This window comes from Streptomyces sp. 8P21H-1 (assembly GCF_013302945.1).
On sequence record NZ_JABTYA010000015.1, the window covers coordinates 1 to 19,553 of the forward strand.

A 19,553-nucleotide genomic window follows, 5' to 3' on the forward strand; every position below is an offset into this window, starting at 1 on the left:
TCCGATCAACTGACCAACCGATCAAAGAGACACGCTCTAGGCGAGGTCGTCGAGGCGGCGGGCCACCGCGCATGGCGGACGCAATCAAGGCGGGTCGGCAATGAGCCGCGTTCGAGGGTTTCCGGGCGATGCCGGTGACCGCCGCCACGGCTGTGTCCCGCCGCAGATGGCGCGAGGCCAGGCAGCCCACAACTGTGCTGGGCTGCCCGGCCATCGAGGAGTCGTGGCTGCCGGTGAGAACGTGGCGGGGGAACTTGTCCTCGGCGGCGCCGCTGCGGCCGCTGGAGGCGTTGAGTACGTCCGTCAGCACCGCTGGGTCGAGACCTGCGGGGCGCCACGACGAACCGGAGGTCACGGACGGCGGCGTCGGTGCAGGCACCACCGAGCACGGCCCTGCGCGTCACGCGGGCATCCTCCGGCGGCTCGGGGTGGGCCACGGTGCCACCCGGTACGGAGAATTGGCGCGTGGTGGATTATCCCGAACAGAGAACATGGTTTCCTCGATCTCTGGGCTGCGGGGTGCACGCCCGGATGGGCAGAGAGAAAGTCGCAGTCGGCATCTTTCGTCGATCCATGGGTGAGATTACAGTTCTCGCAAAACGGAAGGATGGTTCTTGTGACGGGGGTATCACCCGGATCACCAGGCCCACCTGTACGGCGGATCGGGTTCGCCGGCGCGGGACGCATGGGCTTGCCCATGATGCGCCGTCTGGTGACGACCGGGCACGAGGTGTGTGCCGTGGGCCGCACTCCCGAGCGCCGGGCGGCGCTGGCCGCGGAGGGCGTCATGCCCGTCGAGCGTGTCGTGGACGCGGCCGAGGGCGTCGACGCGTTCATCGTCTGCGTGTTCTCCGACCGGCAAGTACAGGAGGTGTGTCTCGCCGACGGGCTCTTCGACGCAATTCCTCCGGGCGCCGCGCTCGTCGTCCACACCACGGTGAGCCCATACACGGTCCGTGAGATCGCCGAGCGGGGCCGCGCACTCGCCATCGCCGTCCTTGACGCACCGGTCAGCGGCGGCCCGCACGACATCACGGCGGGTCGGCTCACCGTCTTCGCGGGCGGCGACGAGGCCACCGTGCAACGGTTGCGCCCCGTGCTTACGGCCTATGCGAACCCGGTTCTCCTGGTCGGCCCGGTGGGTGCGGGACAGAGCGTGAAGCTCGTCAACAATGCTCTCTTCAGCGCGCAGCTGGGACTGCTCACGGAGGCGGTCCGGCTCGGCTGTGAGCTCGGTGTCGACGAAGCGGTCCTGCTGGACGCGCTCGGTCACGGCAGCGCAAAGAGCCGCAGCCTCTCAGGGGCGGCATCGCGGGGTTCGGCGAACCGGTTCATCAGTGACGTACAGGAGTTCGTGGACAAGGACGTGACCGTGGTCCGGCAGACCGCGGACCGGCTCGGCGCACGGCTCGGCGCTCTGGAGCCGGCACTCGCGGCGCTGGATCAGGCAGGGCTCCACGCCAACTCGTGACAGGAAGAGGGAAAGCGCAATGGGCGAGTCGAGGACAAGATCACGGTTATCACCGGCGCGGCGCGCGGTCAGGGTCGCAGTCACGCGGTGCAGCTCGCGGAGGAGTACGCCCGCATTGTCGCAATCGACCTGTGCCGCGACTACGAGATGGTCACCTGCCCGAGGGCGACGCCGGAGGATCTCAAGGAGACGGCGCGCCAGATCGAGTAGCTGGGCCGCAAGACTCCTCCCCCTCCAGGCCGACGTGCGCAGCATCGGGGCGGTACGGGACGCCGTGAACCGCGCCGAAGCCGAGTTCAACGGACTAGGCATCGTCGTGGCACAAGCCAAGATCGATCCGCTGCAAGGCACTCCGTCGCTGCAGGCGTGGTCCGACGGCGTCGACGTCGACGTCGACCTGATCGGCAGCATCGATGTCATCCAGGCCGCCCTGCCGCATCTGGAGGGCGCCTCCGTGATCGCCACCGCCTCGACGGCCGCCATCATGCAGCACGGCATCGCGGATACTCCGGATTCTGACCCAGGCGGTGCCGGATACGCGTACGCCAAGCGGGCGCTCGCTAAGTGCATGCACGAACTGGTCTGCAATCGCGCCTCGTTGAAGGAGCGCGTCGCTGCCTCGCACCCCACGAACTGCAACACGCAAATGCTGCGGAGCGAGCCGACGCACCGGTCGTTCCGTCCAGATCTGGAACCCTCCACCCGGCAGGACACCGGATCGACCTTTGTGCGGCAGGCAATGCCCATCCCATTCGTGGAGTTGGTGGCCATCAGCAACATGGCCCTCTTCCTCACCTTTGGCGAAGCCCGCCACATCGCCGGAGTGCGGCTGCGCATGGACTCCGGCGGCTGCCTCAAGCGGTACGACCGGCAGCACTGACGACCCAGCAAACTGCACAGTTTGAGAGGGATTGTTCATGAAGGTCATTGTTGATCAGGACCGCTGTCAGGGCCACACTCTTTGCGCGATGATCGCGCCGAAGGTGTTCCAGCTCAATGAGATCGACGGACATTCGTCGCCGATGAGCGGGAACGTGCCAGCCGGGGAGACGGAGGCGGCGGCCGAGGCGATGCGCTCCTGTCCGGAACGGGCCATCACCATCACCGAGTCCGGCAAGTCCATGGGCTGACGCGTCGGCTCGTACCGAGAGGAGGCATCACGTGACCGCGCAGGAGCAGAACGGCATGCCGGACGACGAGGCGCGCAAGAGCGTCCGGTACCACTTCGACCGCCACGCACCCGGCTACCGGGAGCGGTTCGTCGAGACCACCGAGGAGATGCAGGACCGCTGCCCGGTGGCGTGGACGGACACGCACGGCGGGCACTTCGTCGCCGCGAGCCACCAGGCGGTGTTCGACATCGCCCGCTCCACCGACAAGCTCTCCAACGACCACGACGTGAACAACGAACGCCGCGGCTATAAGGGCATCACTATCCCTCCGCCGCCCCCCGACCAGGGCTTTCGCGGCGGGTTCCTGGAGATGGACCCGCCGGAACAGCGCTATTACCGGCAGGCGCTCAACCCGTACCTGTCGCCGGCTGCGGTACAGCGCTGGGTCCCCTTCCTCGACGAGCTGATCAGGGCGTGCCTGGACGAGCGCATCGAGTCCGGTGAGATCGATTTCGTCGAGGGCCTCGCCAATCCGGTGCCCGCGGTATTCACACTGGCCATGATGGGCATACCGCTGAAGAAGTGGCAGATGTACAACGAGCCGGCCCACGCCGGGGTCTACACCCCGCCGGACTCCCCCGACCGAGGGCGCGTACGCGAGCTGCACATCGCCATGATGACGGACATCGCCGAGCAGATGAACGCGATCCGTGCCACGCCCCGGCCCGGCCTGGTGGATGCCGTGGTCAACACGAGCATCGGTGACACCAAGCCCTCCGACATGGACCTCCTTGGAGTCCTCGCCCTGCTGATCGGCGGCGGTTTCGACACGACGACGGCGCTCACCGGGCGTTCCTTGGAGTGGCTTTCGCACCACCCTGAGGAACGTGAGCGCCTGAGCCGCGAGCGGGCGAGGCTGCTCGACCCGGCCACGGAGGAGTTCCTGCGCTTCTTCACGCCGGCCGTGGGCGACGGCCGTACGGTCTCCGAGGACTGTGCGCTCGCGGGCCAGGAGTTCAAGGAGGGCGACCGGATCTGGCTGTCGTGGGCGATGGCCAACCGTGATCCGTCGGTTTTCCCGGATCCGAACAACGTCCACTTGGAACGCAAGGGCAATCGGCACCAGGCGTTCGGCCTCGGGATCCACCGCTGTATCGGCTCGAACGTGGCGCGCGTCGTGTTCAAGAGGATGCTCAGCCATGTCCTGGACCGGATGCCCAACTACGTGTGCAGCGCGGAGGGGACCGTGCATTACGACTCCGTCGGGATCATCAACGGCATGCGACATCTACCGGCCACGTTCGCGCCGGGCAAGCGGCTCGGCCCTGGGCTCGACGAGACCCTGGCCAAGCTTCAGAAAGCCTGCGACGAGCAGGGTCTGGCCGCTCCGGTGACCGCGCGCGGCGAGCGGGTCGACATCCGCTGACCCTCGTTCGCCGACGTGTGGAGCAGACCCGGTGGCACGGTGTTCCCCGCCCCTGCACCGATGACACCGCGTTCTTCTGGATGTCCGGGGCGAACGGCCACCTTCGCTTCCAGCGGTGCGCAAACCGATCCGCGGAGTCCGCTTCCTGCGCGCACTACTTGAGGGCACCGGCGCCCAGCCCTTTCACGATGTTTCGCTGCGCGAGCAGATAGAACACGATCACGGGCACGACCGAGATCGCGGTCGCCGCAAGCAGGATCTGTTGTTGCGGGGTCTCTGCGGAGTTGAAGCTCGTCAACCCACGCTGGATCGGCATGAGGTCGGGGTCGTCGAACAGGACGAGGGCCATGAGGTACTCATTCCAGGCGTGAAGACCCTGGATCACCGCGACGGCGGCCAGGCCGGGACGGGCCAGGGGCAGGATGATGCTGGCGAAGACCCTGAACGGTGATGCGCCGTCGATCATCGCCGACTCCTCGAGTTCCTTGGGCTGGCTCGCGAAAAAGCTCCGCATGATGAGTGTCGCCATCGGAATTCCCGAGGTGATCAGGATGAGGATGTAACCGATCCGGGTGTTGGTGAGCTGGAAGTCCAAGAGCAGCCGGTACTGGGCAAGGAACATCGCGGGGGCAGGGATGATCATCACGGCGAGGATCACGAAGGTAATGAGGCCCTTGCCCCAGAAGTCGAGCCTGGCCAGGACATAGCCGGCCATGCTGGAGACGACGAGGATGCCAAGCACGGCGGTCCCCGTGTAGACGATGCTGTTGAACAGGTATGTTCCGAGATCGCCGTCAACCCAGGCGGTGGCATAGTTCTGCCAGTGCGGCACGCTCGGGACGAGGTGCTTGCCGGACAGCAGCTCATCCTGTGTCTGGAGAGATCCCGACAGCATCCACAGCAGCGGGAAAAGCGCGATCAGTGCCGCGACGACGAGCAACCCGTACAGACCGAGCCGGTCGGCGCGAATCTGGCGGCGTCGCGGTGGCCGGCCGGAGGGCTCGCGCGCGGTGCCCGCGTGCGAGCCAGCGGCGGTACCGGTCTTTCGGGGGTCTGCGAGCGATGTCTCCATATCGGCCCGCTCACCTGCCTTCGTCTTTGCACGTTTCGTCATCGGTGTCGTCATTTGTCGGCCCGCCGTCGTGCGATGGTCAGCTGGAGGAAGGCGAGCAGCACGAGTGCGCCACCGAAGAGCACCGACATCGCCGCCGCGCTGCCGTAGCGGTTGTTGCCGAACGCCTCGTTGTAGATCAGCAAGGTGGGCACCAGAGTATGCGTACCGGGGCCGCCGTTGGTGAGGACCTGCACGGTACCGAAGATCTGAAGAGCCGCGAGGAGGGTCAGCAGGCTCACAATGGTGGTGACGGGAGCGAGCTGAGGCCAGGTGACGTACCGGAACTTGGCCCAGGCTCCCGCGCCGTCGAGTTCCGCCGCCTCGTACAGCTCCTGCGGGATGTCCTGCAGGCCGGCGAGGAAGAGGATGAAACCGAAGCCCCAGTGGAACCAGATGAAAGCCGCAGCCACGGCGGGCAGGGCGATGGACGGGTCTCCGAGCCAGTTCTGCTGCAGTGACTCCAGACCGGCCAGATCGAGCACTCGGTTGAAGATACCGGACCGTGGTTCGTACATGAACGAGAAGATCATGCCGACGACCACGACGGAGAGCACTCCCGGCAGGTAAAAGACGGTCCGGAAGAAGGTCCGGCCGCGGCGGGCCCGGTTCACCGCGAGTGCCATGCTCAGGGAAACGCCGTTGCCCAGGAAGAAGCCGACCACGCCGAACACGGCGACGTTCTTCATCGACTCCCAGAAGGCGTCGTCACCGAAGACGAAGCTATAGTTGTCCAGGCCCACCCAGGCGGTGTCGGGGCTGATCCCGTCCCAGGACTGAAAGCTCAAAAGGATCGCTTGTACGAACGGCGCGAGCGTGAACACGCCGATCAGCACGATGGCCGGAGCGAGGAACGTCAGCGCGGTGAGGTTGCGGCGCCGCATGCGCCGGTCGCGGAGGATGACTGTGAGCGAGGCCATCAGCTGCGCTCCTGCGCCGACTGGAGGTCATCGAGGACCTGGTCGACCGTCTTCTCGCCGAGCACCAGGCTCTGACTGTCACGGATGATCATGTCATTGACGTCACCGGTGAGACTGTTGGTCACCTTCTGCTTCTTCTTGGCGGTCTCGGCGAAGCCGGACAGCTGCGCGGGAAGGCTGCCATCGGCCAGGAGCTTCTTGCTCGTCGGCACGATGCGGGCTTCATCAGCGAAGACCTTCTGCTGGGCCGGCTCGGTCAGCCACTTGACGAAGGCCAGGGCTTCCTTGGAGTGGTCACCGCGTGGGTTGATCACCGCGCCCTTCCCGGGGAAACCGGGCGTGCGCGGCTTGTACGTGGCGTCCGCGGCGGCGGGGATGCCCATCGAGGCGAAGTCCTTGTAATTGGGAGCCGTGCGGTTGCCGACCGAGACTCCCGCCGAGGAGTCGAAGATGGCGCCGACATCGCGCTTGATGAAGAAGGCGCTTTCTATGGCGGGGTTGTCGCCGTTGCCTCCGGGGAGCGTGCCGTTGGAGATGAGTCCGGCCTTCTTCAGCTCGAGGAGGGACTGGAAGGCCTTGCGCCAGCCGTCGGCCTTCCAGCTCGCCTTGCCGGCGTAGGTGTTGTCGATCTGCTGGTCGGTGAGCCAATTGGAGGCAAGGTACGGGATCAGCTGCGGGGTGAGGCTCGCGGCGACCGCGAAGTTCCCCTTGCCGTCCTTGTTGGACTTCTTCAGCGCGGCGATGAAGTCGTCCATGGTCTTGGACGGCGCCTTCGGATCGATCGCGGTCGCCTTGGGGTCGTAGATGAAGCCGTATGCCTGGGTCTCCCAGTGCACCGAGTAGATGCCCGGCGGGACATCGAGATTGTTGCCCTTGGTGAAGGCAGCCTCCTGGACGGCTCCGGGAGCGAACTCCTCGCCCCACTCCCCCTTGAGCTCGTCCTGGAGGTCCATGGCCCAGCCGGCCTTGTAGAAGGGGGCCATGTCGGTGGCGAGGAACGACGAGTAGATATCGGGCATGTTGCGGGACTGGGCCTTGGCCTGAAGCTTCGCCAAGTAGTCCGAAGGACCGGGCGAGTCGACCTTGATGACGACACCCGTCTCCCTCGTGTACTTCTTCGCCAGCGCGTTGAGGGCCGCTTCCTGCCCACGTGACTGGTTGAAGAAGGTGAGCTCGACCCGACCGTCGCCGGAACCGCCGTCGGAGCCCGACCCGCACCCCTGCAGAAGGAGGGACACGGCCGCGGTCAGGGACCCGGCGGTCGCGAGCAACGGACGGCGGCGCACCGGCCGGGTCATGGCACGGGGGCGTGAGTTGGTGTTCTTGCGCATGGCGTTTCACTTTCGGTCGACCTACTGATGGAGATGGAGACATGGGGGTGGATTGGTGGTGCGTCGAGTTTGGGAGGTGACCTGCGGCTCGAGAGCGCGGCCAAGCGGTCAGAGTTGGGCTCACGACCCTGGGTCCTACGAGGTCTCCCATTGCCCACGGCTTACGGCGGATCCCGGCACGGCTCCCGGAAACGCGAGCCCTCGGCGAGAGCAGGGCGGGGGCGGTGACGAGGGCGGCCACGCAAAATGTGACCAGCGTGGTAGCTGTCTGGGCGATTACACTCCGAAGCTGCGGCGGTTGGCAAGACCCTGGAGGGACTTGCCTTCGGCGGCAGTTGTCCTCGATGGCACAGGAGGTCGCGTGCGTTCCCCCCGATCCACCTCGTCCGCCCGTTCCGCTGCTCCCACCCACCGCCGGGGCCCGTACGCGACGACCCCGGCCCGGCGTGCGCAGATCATGCGCGCGGCGCTCGCGAGCTTCGCCGAGCATGGTTACGAGCGTGCCTCGCTGCGGGACATCGCCACACGGGCGGGCGTGACGCACCCGGCGCTGCTGCGCCACTTCTCCGGGAAAGAAGAACTGCTCCTGGCCGCCCTGGCCCGGCGCGACGCCGACGACGAGGAACGTGCCAACCGGATCCTCGCCTCGGGGGTTCCGGGGTCCCTCGTACTCGGCATGATCCTCGCCGACGAGTTCGCGGATCCCGACTACCAGCGCCATTGGCTGGTCCTGTCGATCGCCGCGACCGACCCTGGACACCCCGCGCACGACTACTTCGCGTCCCGGGGCGAACGGCTGCGCGCGCGACTGCGTGACGGCACTCTCCGCATGGACCCCGACGCCCCCGGCCTGTCCGCAGACGAGCGGGCTGTCATGGTACTCGCCCTGATGGACGGCTTGCGCATCCAGGCCCTTCTCAACCCGGGCCAGGCACCACTGCGCCTCCTGGAGGTATTTATGCGGACGTTCCGAGACTTCGAAAGCGGCTCTGGCTGAGTTCGCACCGCTTCCGGACATCCGTCCTGCGCCCATTGGGCGTGCTTCTCGCGCTGGGCCGACTACGGCAACATGCATGGGGTCTCCGACTGTTCGAAGCACATCCGCGGGAGGTCGCGATGCCAGCCGGTCGACAGTCGCAGTCTGCCGACCCTGGCCAGGACAAGAGCAATCACGACGGGCAGCGCCGCTGAAACCACCCCACCGGCCACGAGGCCTGATGCCATACACGTCGGTGATCCAACCCGTGCTCGGCGTCCCCGCCGACGAGCCGCCGCGCGTCACCGTCATGTGCAGGGCCATGCCTCGGCCGCACAGGGTCGGATCGGTGCCCACCCGCGGTCCGGCGTCGGCCGTGAAGTCGGCAATGGTGCAGAAGACGCCCCAGGATCACGAACAGGGCGGACAGCCAGGGCAGCGGAGCGGTCGCCGCGACGGTCTCCAGCGCGCCGGACAGGAGCGCGGCCCTGGTCATCACGCGCATTCGCGTGGTGGCCCACCGGGCGATGAGCAGGGCGCCGGCCAGTCCGAGAGGAATTCGGGGGCATGCCGCAGGGAGTGGGCCGGCAAGCGGTCGATGGGCCGCAGTCCGACGGTGTCCATGCTCAAGAGATCCTCCGAGTGGACTCCACGACCGTCCGGCAGGCGGTGAACCGTCCGGGCCCCGCCTTGATTTCCTCGCCGTCAGGGAAGACCACGGTGGCTGTGGAGGCTGGTGGTACGTCCACTGCTATTTCCATTGCATCGTCCGTGCTGCGCCACTCGACGGTGATGGTGCCGCGCGGGCCGTCGTAACTTCCTCGCGCCCAGTTCACTGACGGGTGGGGCACCGGCGCGACGACGAAGGACTCCCATGCCACCGAACCCAGCGCCTGTCGCAGACCCAGGGTGTGGGTGTACAGGAAGCGGATGACCGCACCCTTGCTGTAGTGGTTGAGCGACTCGTGCGGCGCGCCGTGCTCGTCGACGCCGTCCCAGTCCTCCCAGACGGTGGTGGCGCCCCGGTCGAGCATGGCGAGCCAGGAGGGTGGGGTGCGCTGCAGCAGTACCTCGTAGGCGACATCGGCATACCCGGTGTCGGCGAGAACCGGAAGCAGGTCCGCGGTGGCCAGGAACCCGGTGCCCAGATGTCCGCCCGCCGCACGGACCAGCTCGACCAGGCGGGAGGCGACCGCCTCCCGATGCTTGTCCGGAATCAGATCGAAGGCGAGCGCACGAACATGGCTCGCCTGGGTGTCGACCGTGGTGCGGGAGGTGGCCGGGTCGAGGAACTCGGTCCGCCAGGCGTCCTTGACGCGCTCGCTCAGTTCCCCGTATCGGGCAGCTTCCTCGGCCCGTCCGAGTACATGAGCCGTGTCGGCGAGTACAGCGGTGGAGCGGCGCAGGAACGCAGTGCCCACCTCTCCGTTGTCCCTCTTCTGCCAAGCCGCACGGTCCTGCTTGCGGGTGTCGATCGGCGTGCCGTTGGCGGCACGCGGCTTGGGCTCGCCCCACTCGCCCCAGTGAAAGGAGCCGTCCCAGACGAATTCCTCGTGGGGCAGCGGCACGGCGGAGCGCTTTACGCGTGAGGGGTGGCGGGCGGCCTTGGCGGTGGCCAGCGCCCATTCGACCCAGCGGACAGCGGCGTCGAAGTTCTCCGCGAGCACGCCCCGGTCGCCGTACATCTCGTAGAGCGTCCACGGTACGAGGACGATGGCATCGCCCCACCCGGCGGAGCCGGTCATCTTGGCCAGCCGGTCATCGAGATGGCGCTTGGTCCGTCGCCCGTCGGGAGAGAAGTTGGCGATGCGACCGTCGTCGAGTTGGTCCTCGCGCACCGACCGCAACCACTTGCGGCTGAACCCGGAAACGTCGTAGAGGAGCGCTGCGGTCGATGCGAAGACCTGGTAGTCGCCGGTCCAGCCGATGCGTTCGCGGGTGGGGCAGTCGGTGGGTACGTCCACGGCGTTGCCGCGAAAGCTCCAGCGGACCGCCTCGTGGAGCCGGTTGAGGTCCTCGTTGCCGCAGGCGAAGGAAGCGGTGGGGCGCAGGTCGGAGTGGACGACCTGCATCGTGATCCCGGTGAGTGGCGGCGCGGCGGCGTCGGGGCCCCGGTGCAGGCGAGCGTAACGGAAGCCGTGCACGGTGTGGCGCGGCTCAAAAACCTCGCCCGCTGTCCCGGAGGAGACCACTTCGTCGCGCTGGATGAAGGGCACGGGGGCGCCGTCTTCGGGACGGGTGGTGTCAAGGTGAGTGGTCGTCAGGTCACCGGTCGCCGGATCAAGGTGTTCGCCGTGTTCGATCACGGTGCGGGTACCGGCCGGACCCAGATCGGTGACTCTGAGCCAGCCGGAAGCGTTCTGGCCGAAGTCGGCTATCCAGGCACCACCCGGCAGTTGGGCTACGGAGACAGGCGGACGGGACTCGATGCGGCGCACCGGTGGGGCCGGCGACCAGTCGATCGTCGGGGGCGCGGTGATCGCGTCGACCAGTACACCCAGTTCAGGAGCCTCTGGGGCGGCGAGGTCAACGCTCTGGCCCTCCATCAGGTCGGCCCGGGTGATGAGCGAAAGAGTCGATGTCCAGTGTCCGTCGGTGCGCACCACCTGGTGGGAGCCGTCCATGAGGTCCAGATGCAGTTCCAGTCTGGCTGCAAGAAGTTCTCCCCAGTCGGCAGGGATCCGGAAGGCCCCGACCTGACCGCGGTACCAGCCGTCGGAGAGCACGATCTCGATCGTGTTGCGCCCGACACGCATGTACGGGGCGGCATCGGCGGCTTGCGCGTACACGGTGCGGTCGTACGAGCTGGAGCCCGGGGCCAGCTCAGTGGCGCCAACACGCTCGCCGTTGATGAACACCTCGTAGACACCCAGCGCAGTGGCGTAGAGCCGGGCTCGACGCAGATCCTCGGGCGAGGTGAATGTGGTGCGGAGGATACGCGCGGGGCGGCTGCCGGGCGAGCAACGGGCGTCGTGCGGGGCGTCCTCAGGGGTGATCCAGTGTGCGGTCCAGTCCTCGTCGAAGAGCCCTGCCTCAAAGGCGTGCCATGCGCTCCAGGGCGAGAATCCTGCCCCGGTCTGCGTGCGGACGCGCCACCGCACCCGCTCGCGACTGCGCAGCGCGCGTGCGGGCCAGTCAACGAACAGGTGTTCATGAACTGGGGGTTGGAAGGTCTGCGCACAACGTCCCTCGACACGGAGGTCCAGTTCGTGGCCAGCGGGCACCGGGCCGTTGACGGAGGGCTTCCAGGACAGCCGTGGGTGGCTCCCAGAGACAGGGAAGGTGTCGCCTCCGAAATCGATGGCGAGGTCGTACGGGGCGTGGATGGCCATCGGAGCCATCGCCTCCAAAGCTCGTGGGACGAGTATGTGGCAACAGGCGCGTCGAGTACCGATATAAGTCGACGTAGAATCACGAAATTATTTACGAGCTTCTTGGCTGGTCGTGCACATTAGGACCGAGGGATGCCCTGCGTCAACCAGTTACACACAGGGAAAAAGATGTTCCCCGCACCTTGTTTCTCTATGAATATCGCGATAGAAGTTTCGTTGCTAGCGTGCCCAACATATCGAGTCGGCCCGACAGCAGTGACGAGGAGACCCATGGCTTCTGCCACCAATCGCGTGACCTTGGCGCAGATCGCGGATTTCGCAGGTGTCTCGGTGGCGACCGTCTCCAAGGTCATCAACGGTCGCCCCGACGTGGCCGGCCCAACCCGCGACCGGATCCTCGACCTGATGCGCAAGCACAACTACGGCGGCAGCCGAGAGATCCTTCGCTCCCGCCCCACTGTCGAACTCTTCTTCAGCGCAGCCCAGTTGAGCAGTTACTGCACCGAAGTCCTCGAGGGAGTGGTGGATGCCGCCGCTCGCGAGGACGTTGCCGTCGTGGTCAGTCGGGGCGCCAGCCAGGTTCAGCAGACCGACCCGGATGCCTGGGTCCGTGAACTGGCCGCCGCCGGCCGCAGCGCGGTCATCGCCTCCACCCACAACGCCCTGCCCGCTCCCCTCATCGATGCCCTGCGGCGCGCACGACTACCACTAGTGATGATCATGGATGCTTTTCCGGACTCCTCGATCACCAGCGTCGGCTCGACCAAGTTCGCCGGAGGGCACGCCGCGACCGCTCACCTGCTCGCCCTCGGCCATCGCCGCATCGCCTTCCTCGGCGGACAGGAAGGGACCGGAACCAACCAGGCCAGGCTGCATGGGTTCCGCAGCGCCATGGAGGAGGCCGGGGTGGAGGTACCGAGCGCTCTGGTCCGACACGCAGGCGGATTCCGTACCCCGGAAGGAGTGGAGTACGGCGGGCAACTACTGGATGCGGTCCCGGCACCCAGCGCGGTGTTCGCCGCCTCTGACGAGCTGGCCGCGGGTGTCGTGGAAGCCGCTCGGCGACGGGGTCTTCGCGTCCCCGACGACCTCAGTGTCGTCGGGTTCGACGGCACAGCCCTGGCCGAGCAGATGTCGCCTCCATTGACCACCGTCCATCAGCCCATTCACGAGATGGGGGCCGTGGCACTGCGTACAGCACTGCGCCTTGCCGCCGGCGAGGCCATCGACTCCCACCACGTGGAGCTGGCCACCAAACTGGTTGTCCGGGAGTCGACCCAGCCCGTACGCGAGCCATCTCCGCAGAGCCCGCTGGAACAACTCGCCTGAGCCGGGCACGCCTCCGGACTGCCATGGGGCCGCTCCGCCCCTGACAGTTCCCGCCACTGTCACGCCGCAGCCCAGGTGTCACGGCGGCCCGGCCACAGCAACCGTCAGCTTTGACAGCACGTCGCATTGTTGAGGAGTTCCGAAATCCGATGACCGACTCCGCCTATCGCCCCCGCGCCGCCCTCGCCATGTCTCCGGAAGCCGCCACCGCCGTCTTCACCCCCGGCACGCTCGACCAGCTGGCCACCGTATGCGACCTCGCTCCATTGCCTGTACTCGACGACTTCACCACGGCGCGGGCCCGCGAAGTCCTGGCCGAAGTCGACCTGCTGGTCACCGGCTGGCGCTGCCCACCCCTGGACATGGAAACCCTGGCGGCCGCACCACAGCTGCGTGCCGTCGTGCACTCTGCAGGCACCGTCCGCGGACACATCACCGACGCCTGCTGGGAGCGCGGCATCGAAGTGTCATCGGCTGCCGCAGCCAACGCCCTGCCCGTCGCCGAGTACACACTCGCCATGATCCTGCTCACCGGCAAACAGGTACTCGAACGGGCCCGCGCCATGCATCTCACCCGGACCCGTACCCCCCTGGCGCGCATCCCGCACACCCTCGGCAACCACCGGCGGACCGTCGGCATCCTTTCAGCATCTCTCATCGGACGCCGGGTCATCGAGCTGCTGCGCGCGCACGACATCGAGATCCTCCTGTACGACCCCTACCTCACGGACGCCGAAGCGACTGAACTCGGCTGCACACGCGTCGAGTTGCAGGAGTTGTTCACTCGCAGCGACACCGTCAGTGTGCACACCCCCCTCCTGCCGGCGACCCGAGGCCTGGTCAGTCGGACACTGATCGAGTCGATGCGCCCCGGCGCCATCCTGATCAACACGGCGCGCGGAGCAGTCGTCGACCAGGATGCCATCGCCGACGCCGCCGCCGCAGACCACATCCGCGCCGTTCTCGATGTCACCGACCCCGAACTCCTGCCACCCGAGCACCCGATGTGGGACTGCGACAACGTGCTCATCACCCCACACCTCGCCGGGTCGGAGGGAAACGAATGGCACCGCCTGGCCGAACACGCCGTCGCCGAGACCGCCCGCTGGGCCTCCGGAGAGGGCTTCCTGCACCCCGTACGACGTGAAAGGCTGGCGTACACGGCATGACCATCCCCTTCCCGCTCCCCCCAGAAGACCGGGAGCTGAGCCCGTACACCCGCTGGAGCCGCGCCCACTGGGAAGCCGTCGCCGACGGGATGCTCACCGCGGCGTGGCGCTGGGCCACTCCGGAGGGTGCCCTGCTCGACCTGCCCGGCCGCCCGGCCGGGGCGGGTGTGCGCACCGACGGCCTGGAGGGCTTCGCCCGTACGTTTTTGACCGCCGCGTTCCGAGTGGCGGGTGCCAAGGGAGACGATCCACACGGCTGGCTCGAACGGTACGCGGACGGACTTGCCGCCGGCACCCGCACCCCTGGCCGCGACGACACCGAGTCCTGGCCTCTGATCCTCGACCACCTGGCCGGGGGGCAGCCCATGGTCGAGTCGGCGTCCGTGGCGCTCGGCCTCACCCTGACCGCGCCCTGGTTGTGGAAGCACCTCGACTCCGGGGTGCAAGACCGCACCGAGGAATGGCTGCGCGACGCCCTGTACCACACCCCAGCGCCGAACAACTGGCACCTCTTCCCCTACACCGTCGCCGGATTCTTGGAGTCGGTGGGGCGCGGTGACGCCAAAACGGCGGCTGCCCGCGAACGCGCCCGTAGGCTGCTGGAGGGCTGGTACGCAGGCGACGGCTGGTACAGCGACGGCGACGGACGCGCCTTCGACCATTACAACGGCTGGGCCCTGCACCTGTATCCGACGCTCGACGCCTTCCTCCACGCGACGGACGCCGAACCGTACGGCTCGCGGCTGCGCGAGCACCTGGACAGCTTCGCGCTGACGTTCGCCGCCAACGGCGCGCCCCTGTACTTCGGCCGGTCTCTGACCTATCGTTTCGGTGCTTCGGCAGCTGTCGCCCTGGGGGCCGTCACCGGGCACACTCCGCTGTCCCCCGGTACCTCCCGCCGAATCATCAGCGGCAGTTTGCGGCACTTCCTGGACCGCGGTGCGCTGACCGAGGACGGCCTGCTGAGCCTCGGATGGTACGGGCCGCATGAAGCGACTCTGCAGACCTATTCCGGGCCGTCCTCCCCGTACTGGGCATCGAAGGCGTTCGTCGCCCTGCTCGCACCAGCCGGCCACCCGCTGTGGACGGACCCTGAGGAACCCGCGCCGGTCGAGGCAGTTGACCGGGCCGTAGCCCTTCCGGCACCTGGGCTGCTGATCCAGTCGACCTGCACCGACGGGATCGTCCGGCTGCACAACCACGGCAGCGACCACGTACGTCCGCACGATGGCGAATCGGCGGCCGAGGACGACCCTCTCTACGGACGTCAGGCCTATTCGACACACACCGGGCCGACCGCGAGCAAGAACATCGCGGACAACCACTTGTCCGTCGAGGTGGACGGGCGAGGCAGCGTACGGCGTCGCATCCATCCACTGGGAGCGGGTGGGGGCAACGGCTGGGGCTGGGGTGCCTCCTGGCATCGGCCCGTCTTCGCCACGGGCGCGCCAATGGTGCCGGGCCTGCGTGTGGAGAGCGTCACGGTGGTCAAGAGCGCCTTTGAACTGCGCATCCACCGGGTACTCGGTGCACCCGTTAACTCCCGTGTCACACAGACTGGTTGGGCTACCGGTTTGGACAACGCCGTCGTCTCCTCCCTGTACGGCCTGCACGGCTGGGACGACGGCCTCGAACTGCTTCGCGCCCCACAGGGCACGGCGTACACCCGGTGGGCCCAGGTACCCCGCATTGCGGGAGCGGCTGGGGGTACGACGCTTCACGTCAGCCTGGCCGCCCTCACGGTCGAGTCGATCCCGCTCGAAGAGGCGGTCACAAATGTCGAGGTCGAGGACGGCACCGTACGCGTGACCTGGGCCGACGACGGGACCCGTTCGGTGGTCGGCTTCAAACCCGTGGCGGTGTCCCTGTCGTAGCCCACGCGGGCTCTTTGGACCGAACCATCCTCGCAACACGCGGTGCGCAAGAAGCGCAACGAAGCAACCACAACGACGGAGACAGGACGATCATGGATCAGAAGTACCAGCCGAGTCGCAGAGCCATCCTGGGCGTTGCCGCAGGCACTGCGGCTGTCGCCGCACTTGGCCCGCCGGCATCCGCCCTGGGCGTCTCGCCGGTGCGAGCACACCCCACCACATCCGATCCGGTGCCGGGCCTGACCCTGGTCGGCGCCCCGGTTCGGCTCAGCAACCGCCTGAGCGAACTCACCTTTTACACCGACGCGTTGGGTACCACGACCAAGGCGCGCGTACTGCTGCCGAAGGGCTACGACAAGCAACCTCGGCGGCACTACCCGGTGCTGTACCTCTTCCACGGCGGCGGCGGCAACGAGAACCACACCACGTGGACCGATCCGGCCATGGGCAACGCCGAGGCGTTGACCACCGGCCTCCCGGCGATCGTAGTGATGCCGGACGGCGGCGCGGCCGGGTTCTACGTCGACTGGTACAACAGCGGAGCCTTCGGAACACCCAAGTGGGAGACCTACCACATCGGGCAGTTGGTGCCGTGGATCGATGCGACGTACCGCACGATCCCGAAACGCTCCGCACGCGCGACGGCCGGCCTCTCGATGGGCGGTCACGGTGCCCTGGCTTACGCGGCCCGGCATCCCGACCTGATCGGCGTCTGCGCGTCGTTCTCGGGAGCCGTCGATCTCAACAACCACGGACTGGCCATCCACGTCCCGCAGCAGATCCCCTTCACCCAGCGGATCTTCGGAGCCTACGCCACCGACGAGGTGCGCTGGCGCGGGAAGAACACCTGGGATCTGGTGGCCAACCTCGCGAACACCGACGTGTCCCTATATGCGGGGGGCACCGGCGCCACCGAGGTCACCATCAACGAATGCACGCGCGCCGTGCACAGCCGGCTCGACGCGATCGGCATACGCCACCGGTTCATCCTCAAACCCCGCATGTCCCACGATTGGCAGAACTTCGGGTCGAGTTTTGTCAACTGGCTGCCCCATCTCGCGACCTCCTTCGCCGACCGGCGCAATCCGTCGGCGTTCACCGTCGCGTCCGTCGATCCGCAGTACGGCTACGGCGACTGGACGGTGCGGACCTCCCGCGATGTCGTCGAGTTCAGCGCTCTGCAAGCCTACGCTCCGCGGCACTTCGCCGTCATCGGCAACGACACGGCAACGGTTGTCATGCCTTCGCTCGGCAGGGCCGGAGCGCACTACGACGTCTTCGTCAAAGGCGCGGGTCGGCACTCCTCGTTCCCCGTTGCCGCTGACCGGAAAGGACGGCTGACGATCCCCCTGCATCTGGGCCCCGGCAACCCCTACCAGCAGTTCTCCCCTGAGGCCGACGCCGCAAGCACTGCTCCCAGCCCCGATCGCGCGCCCTTCTTCGTGCGCGGCAACAGCTCGCGTTTCCACCGGGTCGAGGTACGTGTCGCACGGATGTAATGCCCAACTCAAAGAGGAGATGAGGATGCTTTACCGCAGAAAGGCGGGAATCCCCCGCACGCGGTCGGTGATACTACTGGTCGTTCTCCTGGCTTTGAGCAGCACCGCATGGCAGCCCGCGAACGCGTCCCCGGCCCCTGGTGCCGAGGCCGTCGCTCCGGCGCCGCCGCGGCCCGAGCCGATCAAGGTCAGCGAACTGCCGTTGCCGCCGGTCACGCCGAGCACCGAGGCCGGCGCGTGCACCAAAGAGATCAACCCGCGCGGCACAGGGTGCGTCGGCAAGTCCACCGGCCTTTTCTCGGGGAGCTTCCTGCCCGACGGCCGGAGTGTCGTCGCGACCGTGAAGTTCGCGGGTGCCCCGGCAGCCCCCGACCCGGCTGCCGTCTACACCGGCGAGCAGCTGATCCTCGTCAAGGCCGACGGCACCACGTTTCCCAATGGCGATGCCTGGAAGTGCATCACGTGCGGTGTGCCCGAGTCCAACGCAGTGGGCAGCACGTCCGTGGCGGACTACCCCCAGGCGTTCAGTGACGGCAAACGTGTCCTCGCCGGCACGAACATCGTCGACTGCGGCCGCTACTCGCTTGCCGACAAGAAGTGCACCCCGCAGCGCACGCACATCTACCCCATCCGCTGGAACACCACCCCGGACGGTTCCGGGACGGGCGGGAACATCCGCGAGCTGCGGCTGCACCCGGACAATGCGCACCTGGGTTTCAGCTCCATGGCCGTGACCGCGGGCCGCCTCAACCAGTACAGCTACTTCGGCCGCCTGAAATTCAACGCCTCCCCGAAGACGGGCACGCCGCAGGTCCCCCGCTATGACGTCGTCAAGGTCAGCCGTCTCTTCGACCTGGACCGCACCCAACCGGTGGACGTCCACCCCCAGGATCCGAGTAGGCTGCGCGTCGATCCGTATGTGGACTCGGTCGGCGAGCTGCGCGGATTCTCCGGCACCGGACGCGAGGTCAGCTACGTCGGCTACTCGGCCGAGTCGTCGAACATCGACGTCTACGCCGCTGACCTGACTACCGGCAAGGTCCGCAGGCTCACTGCCGATCCCGGGTACGTGGATCCCGTCGACATCTCGCCCGACGACAAGTGGACCGCGGTGATGGACACCCGCAGCACCGACCGGATGTCGTTCCTGTCCGCCATGCGCGGTGTCCCGCCGGTCACCGATCTCGTCACCTCCACCGCGATCTCCGCGGCCCGGAACGACGGCCAGCGCCGCTTCTTCCAGCCGTACCTCATCGACCGCTACGGCGATCGCGGCTCCTACGCGGGACAGCGTCTCAACGCCGCAGGCGACGGCAGCCCCGGCAGCATCAACGACCCGCTGTGGAATGGCCGCGCCGACCCCAAGTGGTCCCCCGACGGCACCCGCATCGCGTACTGGCAGTCGCTCGTCACCCCGCCCGCCTGCGGGGGCGCCAACCCGCTGCCCTGCCCTACATCGACGGCGCCCGGCGGCCGCACCGAACGCTTGATGGTCGCCCGTCTCACCAGCCGCGCACCGCTCACACCGCAGCCGGTCGCGCCCGTCTCCGACACCGTCCCCTGGGGCGTGCCGTACGTGCCCGGCAGCACGGTGCCCGCGCGACCGCATCCGCCGCAGGGCACGTACACGCTGGAGGGCAGGAAGTCCGGCTCGGCCGAGGTCACCATCACCGAGAACAGTGACCGTACGGCCGTCAGCACGGTCGCCGTCAACTACCACGACTACTCCGACGGCGGCGCCCGAGTCATCAACGGCACGGAGCAGGTGACCGTAGAGAACCCTGACCCGTGGGTGAACGAGCTCGATTGGTACTCCGACCTCGTCCAGAGCGACATCGCCACCGGCCGCACGCACGCGACGAAGAAGACCGGCCCCGACGGATTCCACCTCACCATCGAGGTCGGCAAGAACGACTTCCAGGCCACCGGCACCCTGACCACCACCGTCGACGGACACACCTACACCCAGCCCGCCAACGGAACCTGACGACCTGAACCGCCGC

Annotated in this window: 15 protein-coding genes; 11 read left to right on the top strand and 4 right to left on the bottom strand. The window is 67.4% G+C overall.

The annotated features are described in order from the left end of the window. Nucleotides 1–607: 607 nt before the first annotated feature. The 5 genes from HO151_RS00250 (at nt 608) to HO151_RS00265 (ending at nt 4,009) form a co-directional block, all read left to right on the top strand. The gene (locus tag HO151_RS00250) at nt 608–1,471 is read left to right on the top strand and encodes an NAD(P)-dependent oxidoreductase (RefSeq protein ID WP_173894123.1); all 864 of its coding nucleotides are present in this window, start codon (nt 608–610) and stop codon (nt 1,469–1,471) included. An 87-nt stretch (nt 1,472–1,558) separates the two neighbouring features. Next, nucleotides 1,559–1,681: a hypothetical protein gene (locus tag HO151_RS07625; protein ID WP_368039372.1), complete on the top strand. Its 123-nt coding sequence runs from the start codon at nt 1,559–1,561 to the stop codon at nt 1,679–1,681. Next, nucleotides 1,650–2,351 carry an SDR family NAD(P)-dependent oxidoreductase gene (locus HO151_RS00255; protein WP_368039371.1) on the top strand — a complete coding sequence of 234 codons (702 nt, stop codon included), beginning with the start codon at nt 1,650–1,652 and terminating at the stop codon, nt 2,349–2,351. The genes HO151_RS07625 and HO151_RS00255 overlap by 32 nt, the downstream gene beginning before the upstream one ends. 37 nt (nt 2,352–2,388) lie before the next feature. Beyond that, nucleotides 2,389–2,601: a ferredoxin gene (locus HO151_RS00260; protein WP_173894124.1), complete on the top strand. Its 213-nt coding sequence runs from the start codon at nt 2,389–2,391 to the stop codon at nt 2,599–2,601. Between the two features lie 31 nt (nt 2,602–2,632). After that, nucleotides 2,633–4,009 carry a cytochrome P450 gene (locus tag HO151_RS00265; protein ID WP_368039366.1) on the top strand — a complete coding sequence of 459 codons (1,377 nt, stop codon included), beginning with the start codon at nt 2,633–2,635 and terminating at the stop codon, nt 4,007–4,009. Between the two features lie 154 nt (nt 4,010–4,163). Here HO151_RS00265 and HO151_RS00270 read toward each other — a convergent pair whose 3' ends face one another. The 3 genes from HO151_RS00270 to HO151_RS00280 are packed head-to-tail and all read right to left on the bottom strand — an operon-like array spanning nt 4,164 to nt 7,371. Next, on the bottom strand, nt 4,164–5,135 hold the full coding sequence (locus HO151_RS00270; protein ID WP_173894125.1) for a carbohydrate ABC transporter permease: 972 nt from the start codon (nt 5,133–5,135) through the stop codon (nt 4,164–4,166). Continuing rightward, the gene (locus tag HO151_RS00275; RefSeq protein WP_173894126.1) at nt 5,132–6,040 is read right to left on the bottom strand and encodes a carbohydrate ABC transporter permease; all 909 of its coding nucleotides are present in this window, start codon (nt 6,038–6,040) and stop codon (nt 5,132–5,134) included. The genes HO151_RS00270 and HO151_RS00275 overlap by 4 nt, the downstream gene beginning before the upstream one ends. Further along, a complete protein-coding gene (locus tag HO151_RS00280; protein WP_173894127.1) occupies nt 6,040–7,371 on the bottom strand; it encodes an ABC transporter substrate-binding protein in 1,332 nt (443 codons plus the stop codon). Before HO151_RS00280 ends, HO151_RS00275 begins: the two co-directional genes overlap by 1 nt. Before the next feature lie 361 nt (nt 7,372–7,732). Between HO151_RS00280 and HO151_RS00285 the strand changes: the two genes are divergently transcribed. Continuing rightward, nucleotides 7,733–8,368: a TetR/AcrR family transcriptional regulator gene (locus HO151_RS00285; protein WP_368039367.1), complete on the top strand. Its 636-nt coding sequence runs from the start codon at nt 7,733–7,735 to the stop codon at nt 8,366–8,368. A 605-nt stretch (nt 8,369–8,973) separates the two neighbouring features. Here HO151_RS00285 and HO151_RS00290 read toward each other — a convergent pair. Next, nucleotides 8,974–11,679 (bottom strand): family 78 glycoside hydrolase catalytic domain, encoded by a 2,706-nt coding sequence (locus HO151_RS00290; protein WP_217422730.1) that lies wholly within the window; start codon nt 11,677–11,679, stop codon nt 8,974–8,976. 291 nt (nt 11,680–11,970) lie between these two features. Here HO151_RS00290 and HO151_RS00295 point away from each other — a divergent pair, with 291 nt between their 5' ends. The 5 genes from HO151_RS00295 (at nt 11,971) to HO151_RS00315 (ending at nt 19,537) form a co-directional block, all read left to right on the top strand. Continuing rightward, nucleotides 11,971–13,008 carry a LacI family DNA-binding transcriptional regulator gene (locus HO151_RS00295; protein ID WP_368039368.1) on the top strand — a complete coding sequence of 346 codons (1,038 nt, stop codon included), beginning with the start codon at nt 11,971–11,973 and terminating at the stop codon, nt 13,006–13,008. 149 nt (nt 13,009–13,157) lie between these two features. Further along, nucleotides 13,158–14,177, top strand: coding sequence for a hydroxyacid dehydrogenase (locus HO151_RS00300; RefSeq protein ID WP_173894130.1), 1,020 nt, complete (start codon nt 13,158–13,160; stop codon nt 14,175–14,177). After that, nucleotides 14,174–16,051, top strand: coding sequence for a DUF2264 domain-containing protein (locus tag HO151_RS00305; RefSeq protein ID WP_173894131.1), 1,878 nt, complete (start codon nt 14,174–14,176; stop codon nt 16,049–16,051). Before HO151_RS00300 ends, HO151_RS00305 begins: the two co-directional genes overlap by 4 nt. A 92-nt stretch (nt 16,052–16,143) precedes the next feature. Continuing rightward, nucleotides 16,144–17,550, top strand: coding sequence for an alpha/beta hydrolase family protein (locus HO151_RS00310; RefSeq protein ID WP_173894132.1), 1,407 nt, complete (start codon nt 16,144–16,146; stop codon nt 17,548–17,550). A gap of 25 nt (nt 17,551–17,575) precedes the next feature. Further along, nucleotides 17,576–19,537, top strand: coding sequence for a hypothetical protein (locus HO151_RS00315; RefSeq protein ID WP_173894133.1), 1,962 nt, complete (start codon nt 17,576–17,578; stop codon nt 19,535–19,537). Nucleotides 19,538–19,553 lie beyond the last annotated feature (16 nt).

What these genes read in the sequence shown, in the direction of transcription:
- HO151_RS00250 (WP_173894123.1), top strand. Translation starts at nt 608, where the DNA reads ATGGTTCTTGTGACGGGGGTATCACCCGGATCACCAGGCCCACCTGTA.
- HO151_RS00260 (WP_173894124.1), top strand. Translation starts at nt 2,389, where the DNA reads ATGAAGGTCATTGTTGATCAGGACCGCTGTCAGGGCCACACTCTTTGC.
- HO151_RS00270 (WP_173894125.1), bottom strand. Translation starts at nt 5,135, where the DNA reads ATGACGACACCGATGACGAAACGTGCAAAGACGAAGGCAGGTGAGCGG.
- HO151_RS00275 (WP_173894126.1), bottom strand. Translation starts at nt 6,040, where the DNA reads ATGGCCTCGCTCACAGTCATCCTCCGCGACCGGCGCATGCGGCGCCGC.
- HO151_RS00280 (WP_173894127.1), bottom strand. Translation starts at nt 7,371, where the DNA reads ATGCGCAAGAACACCAACTCACGCCCCCGTGCCATGACCCGGCCGGTG.
- HO151_RS00290 (WP_217422730.1), bottom strand. Translation starts at nt 11,679, where the DNA reads ATGGCCATCCACGCCCCGTACGACCTCGCCATCGATTTCGGAGGCGAC.
- HO151_RS00300 (WP_173894130.1), top strand. Translation starts at nt 13,158, where the DNA reads ATGACCGACTCCGCCTATCGCCCCCGCGCCGCCCTCGCCATGTCTCCG.
- HO151_RS00305 (WP_173894131.1), top strand. Translation starts at nt 14,174, where the DNA reads ATGACCATCCCCTTCCCGCTCCCCCCAGAAGACCGGGAGCTGAGCCCG.
- HO151_RS00310 (WP_173894132.1), top strand. Translation starts at nt 16,144, where the DNA reads ATGGATCAGAAGTACCAGCCGAGTCGCAGAGCCATCCTGGGCGTTGCC.
- HO151_RS00315 (WP_173894133.1), top strand. Translation starts at nt 17,576, where the DNA reads ATGCTTTACCGCAGAAAGGCGGGAATCCCCCGCACGCGGTCGGTGATA.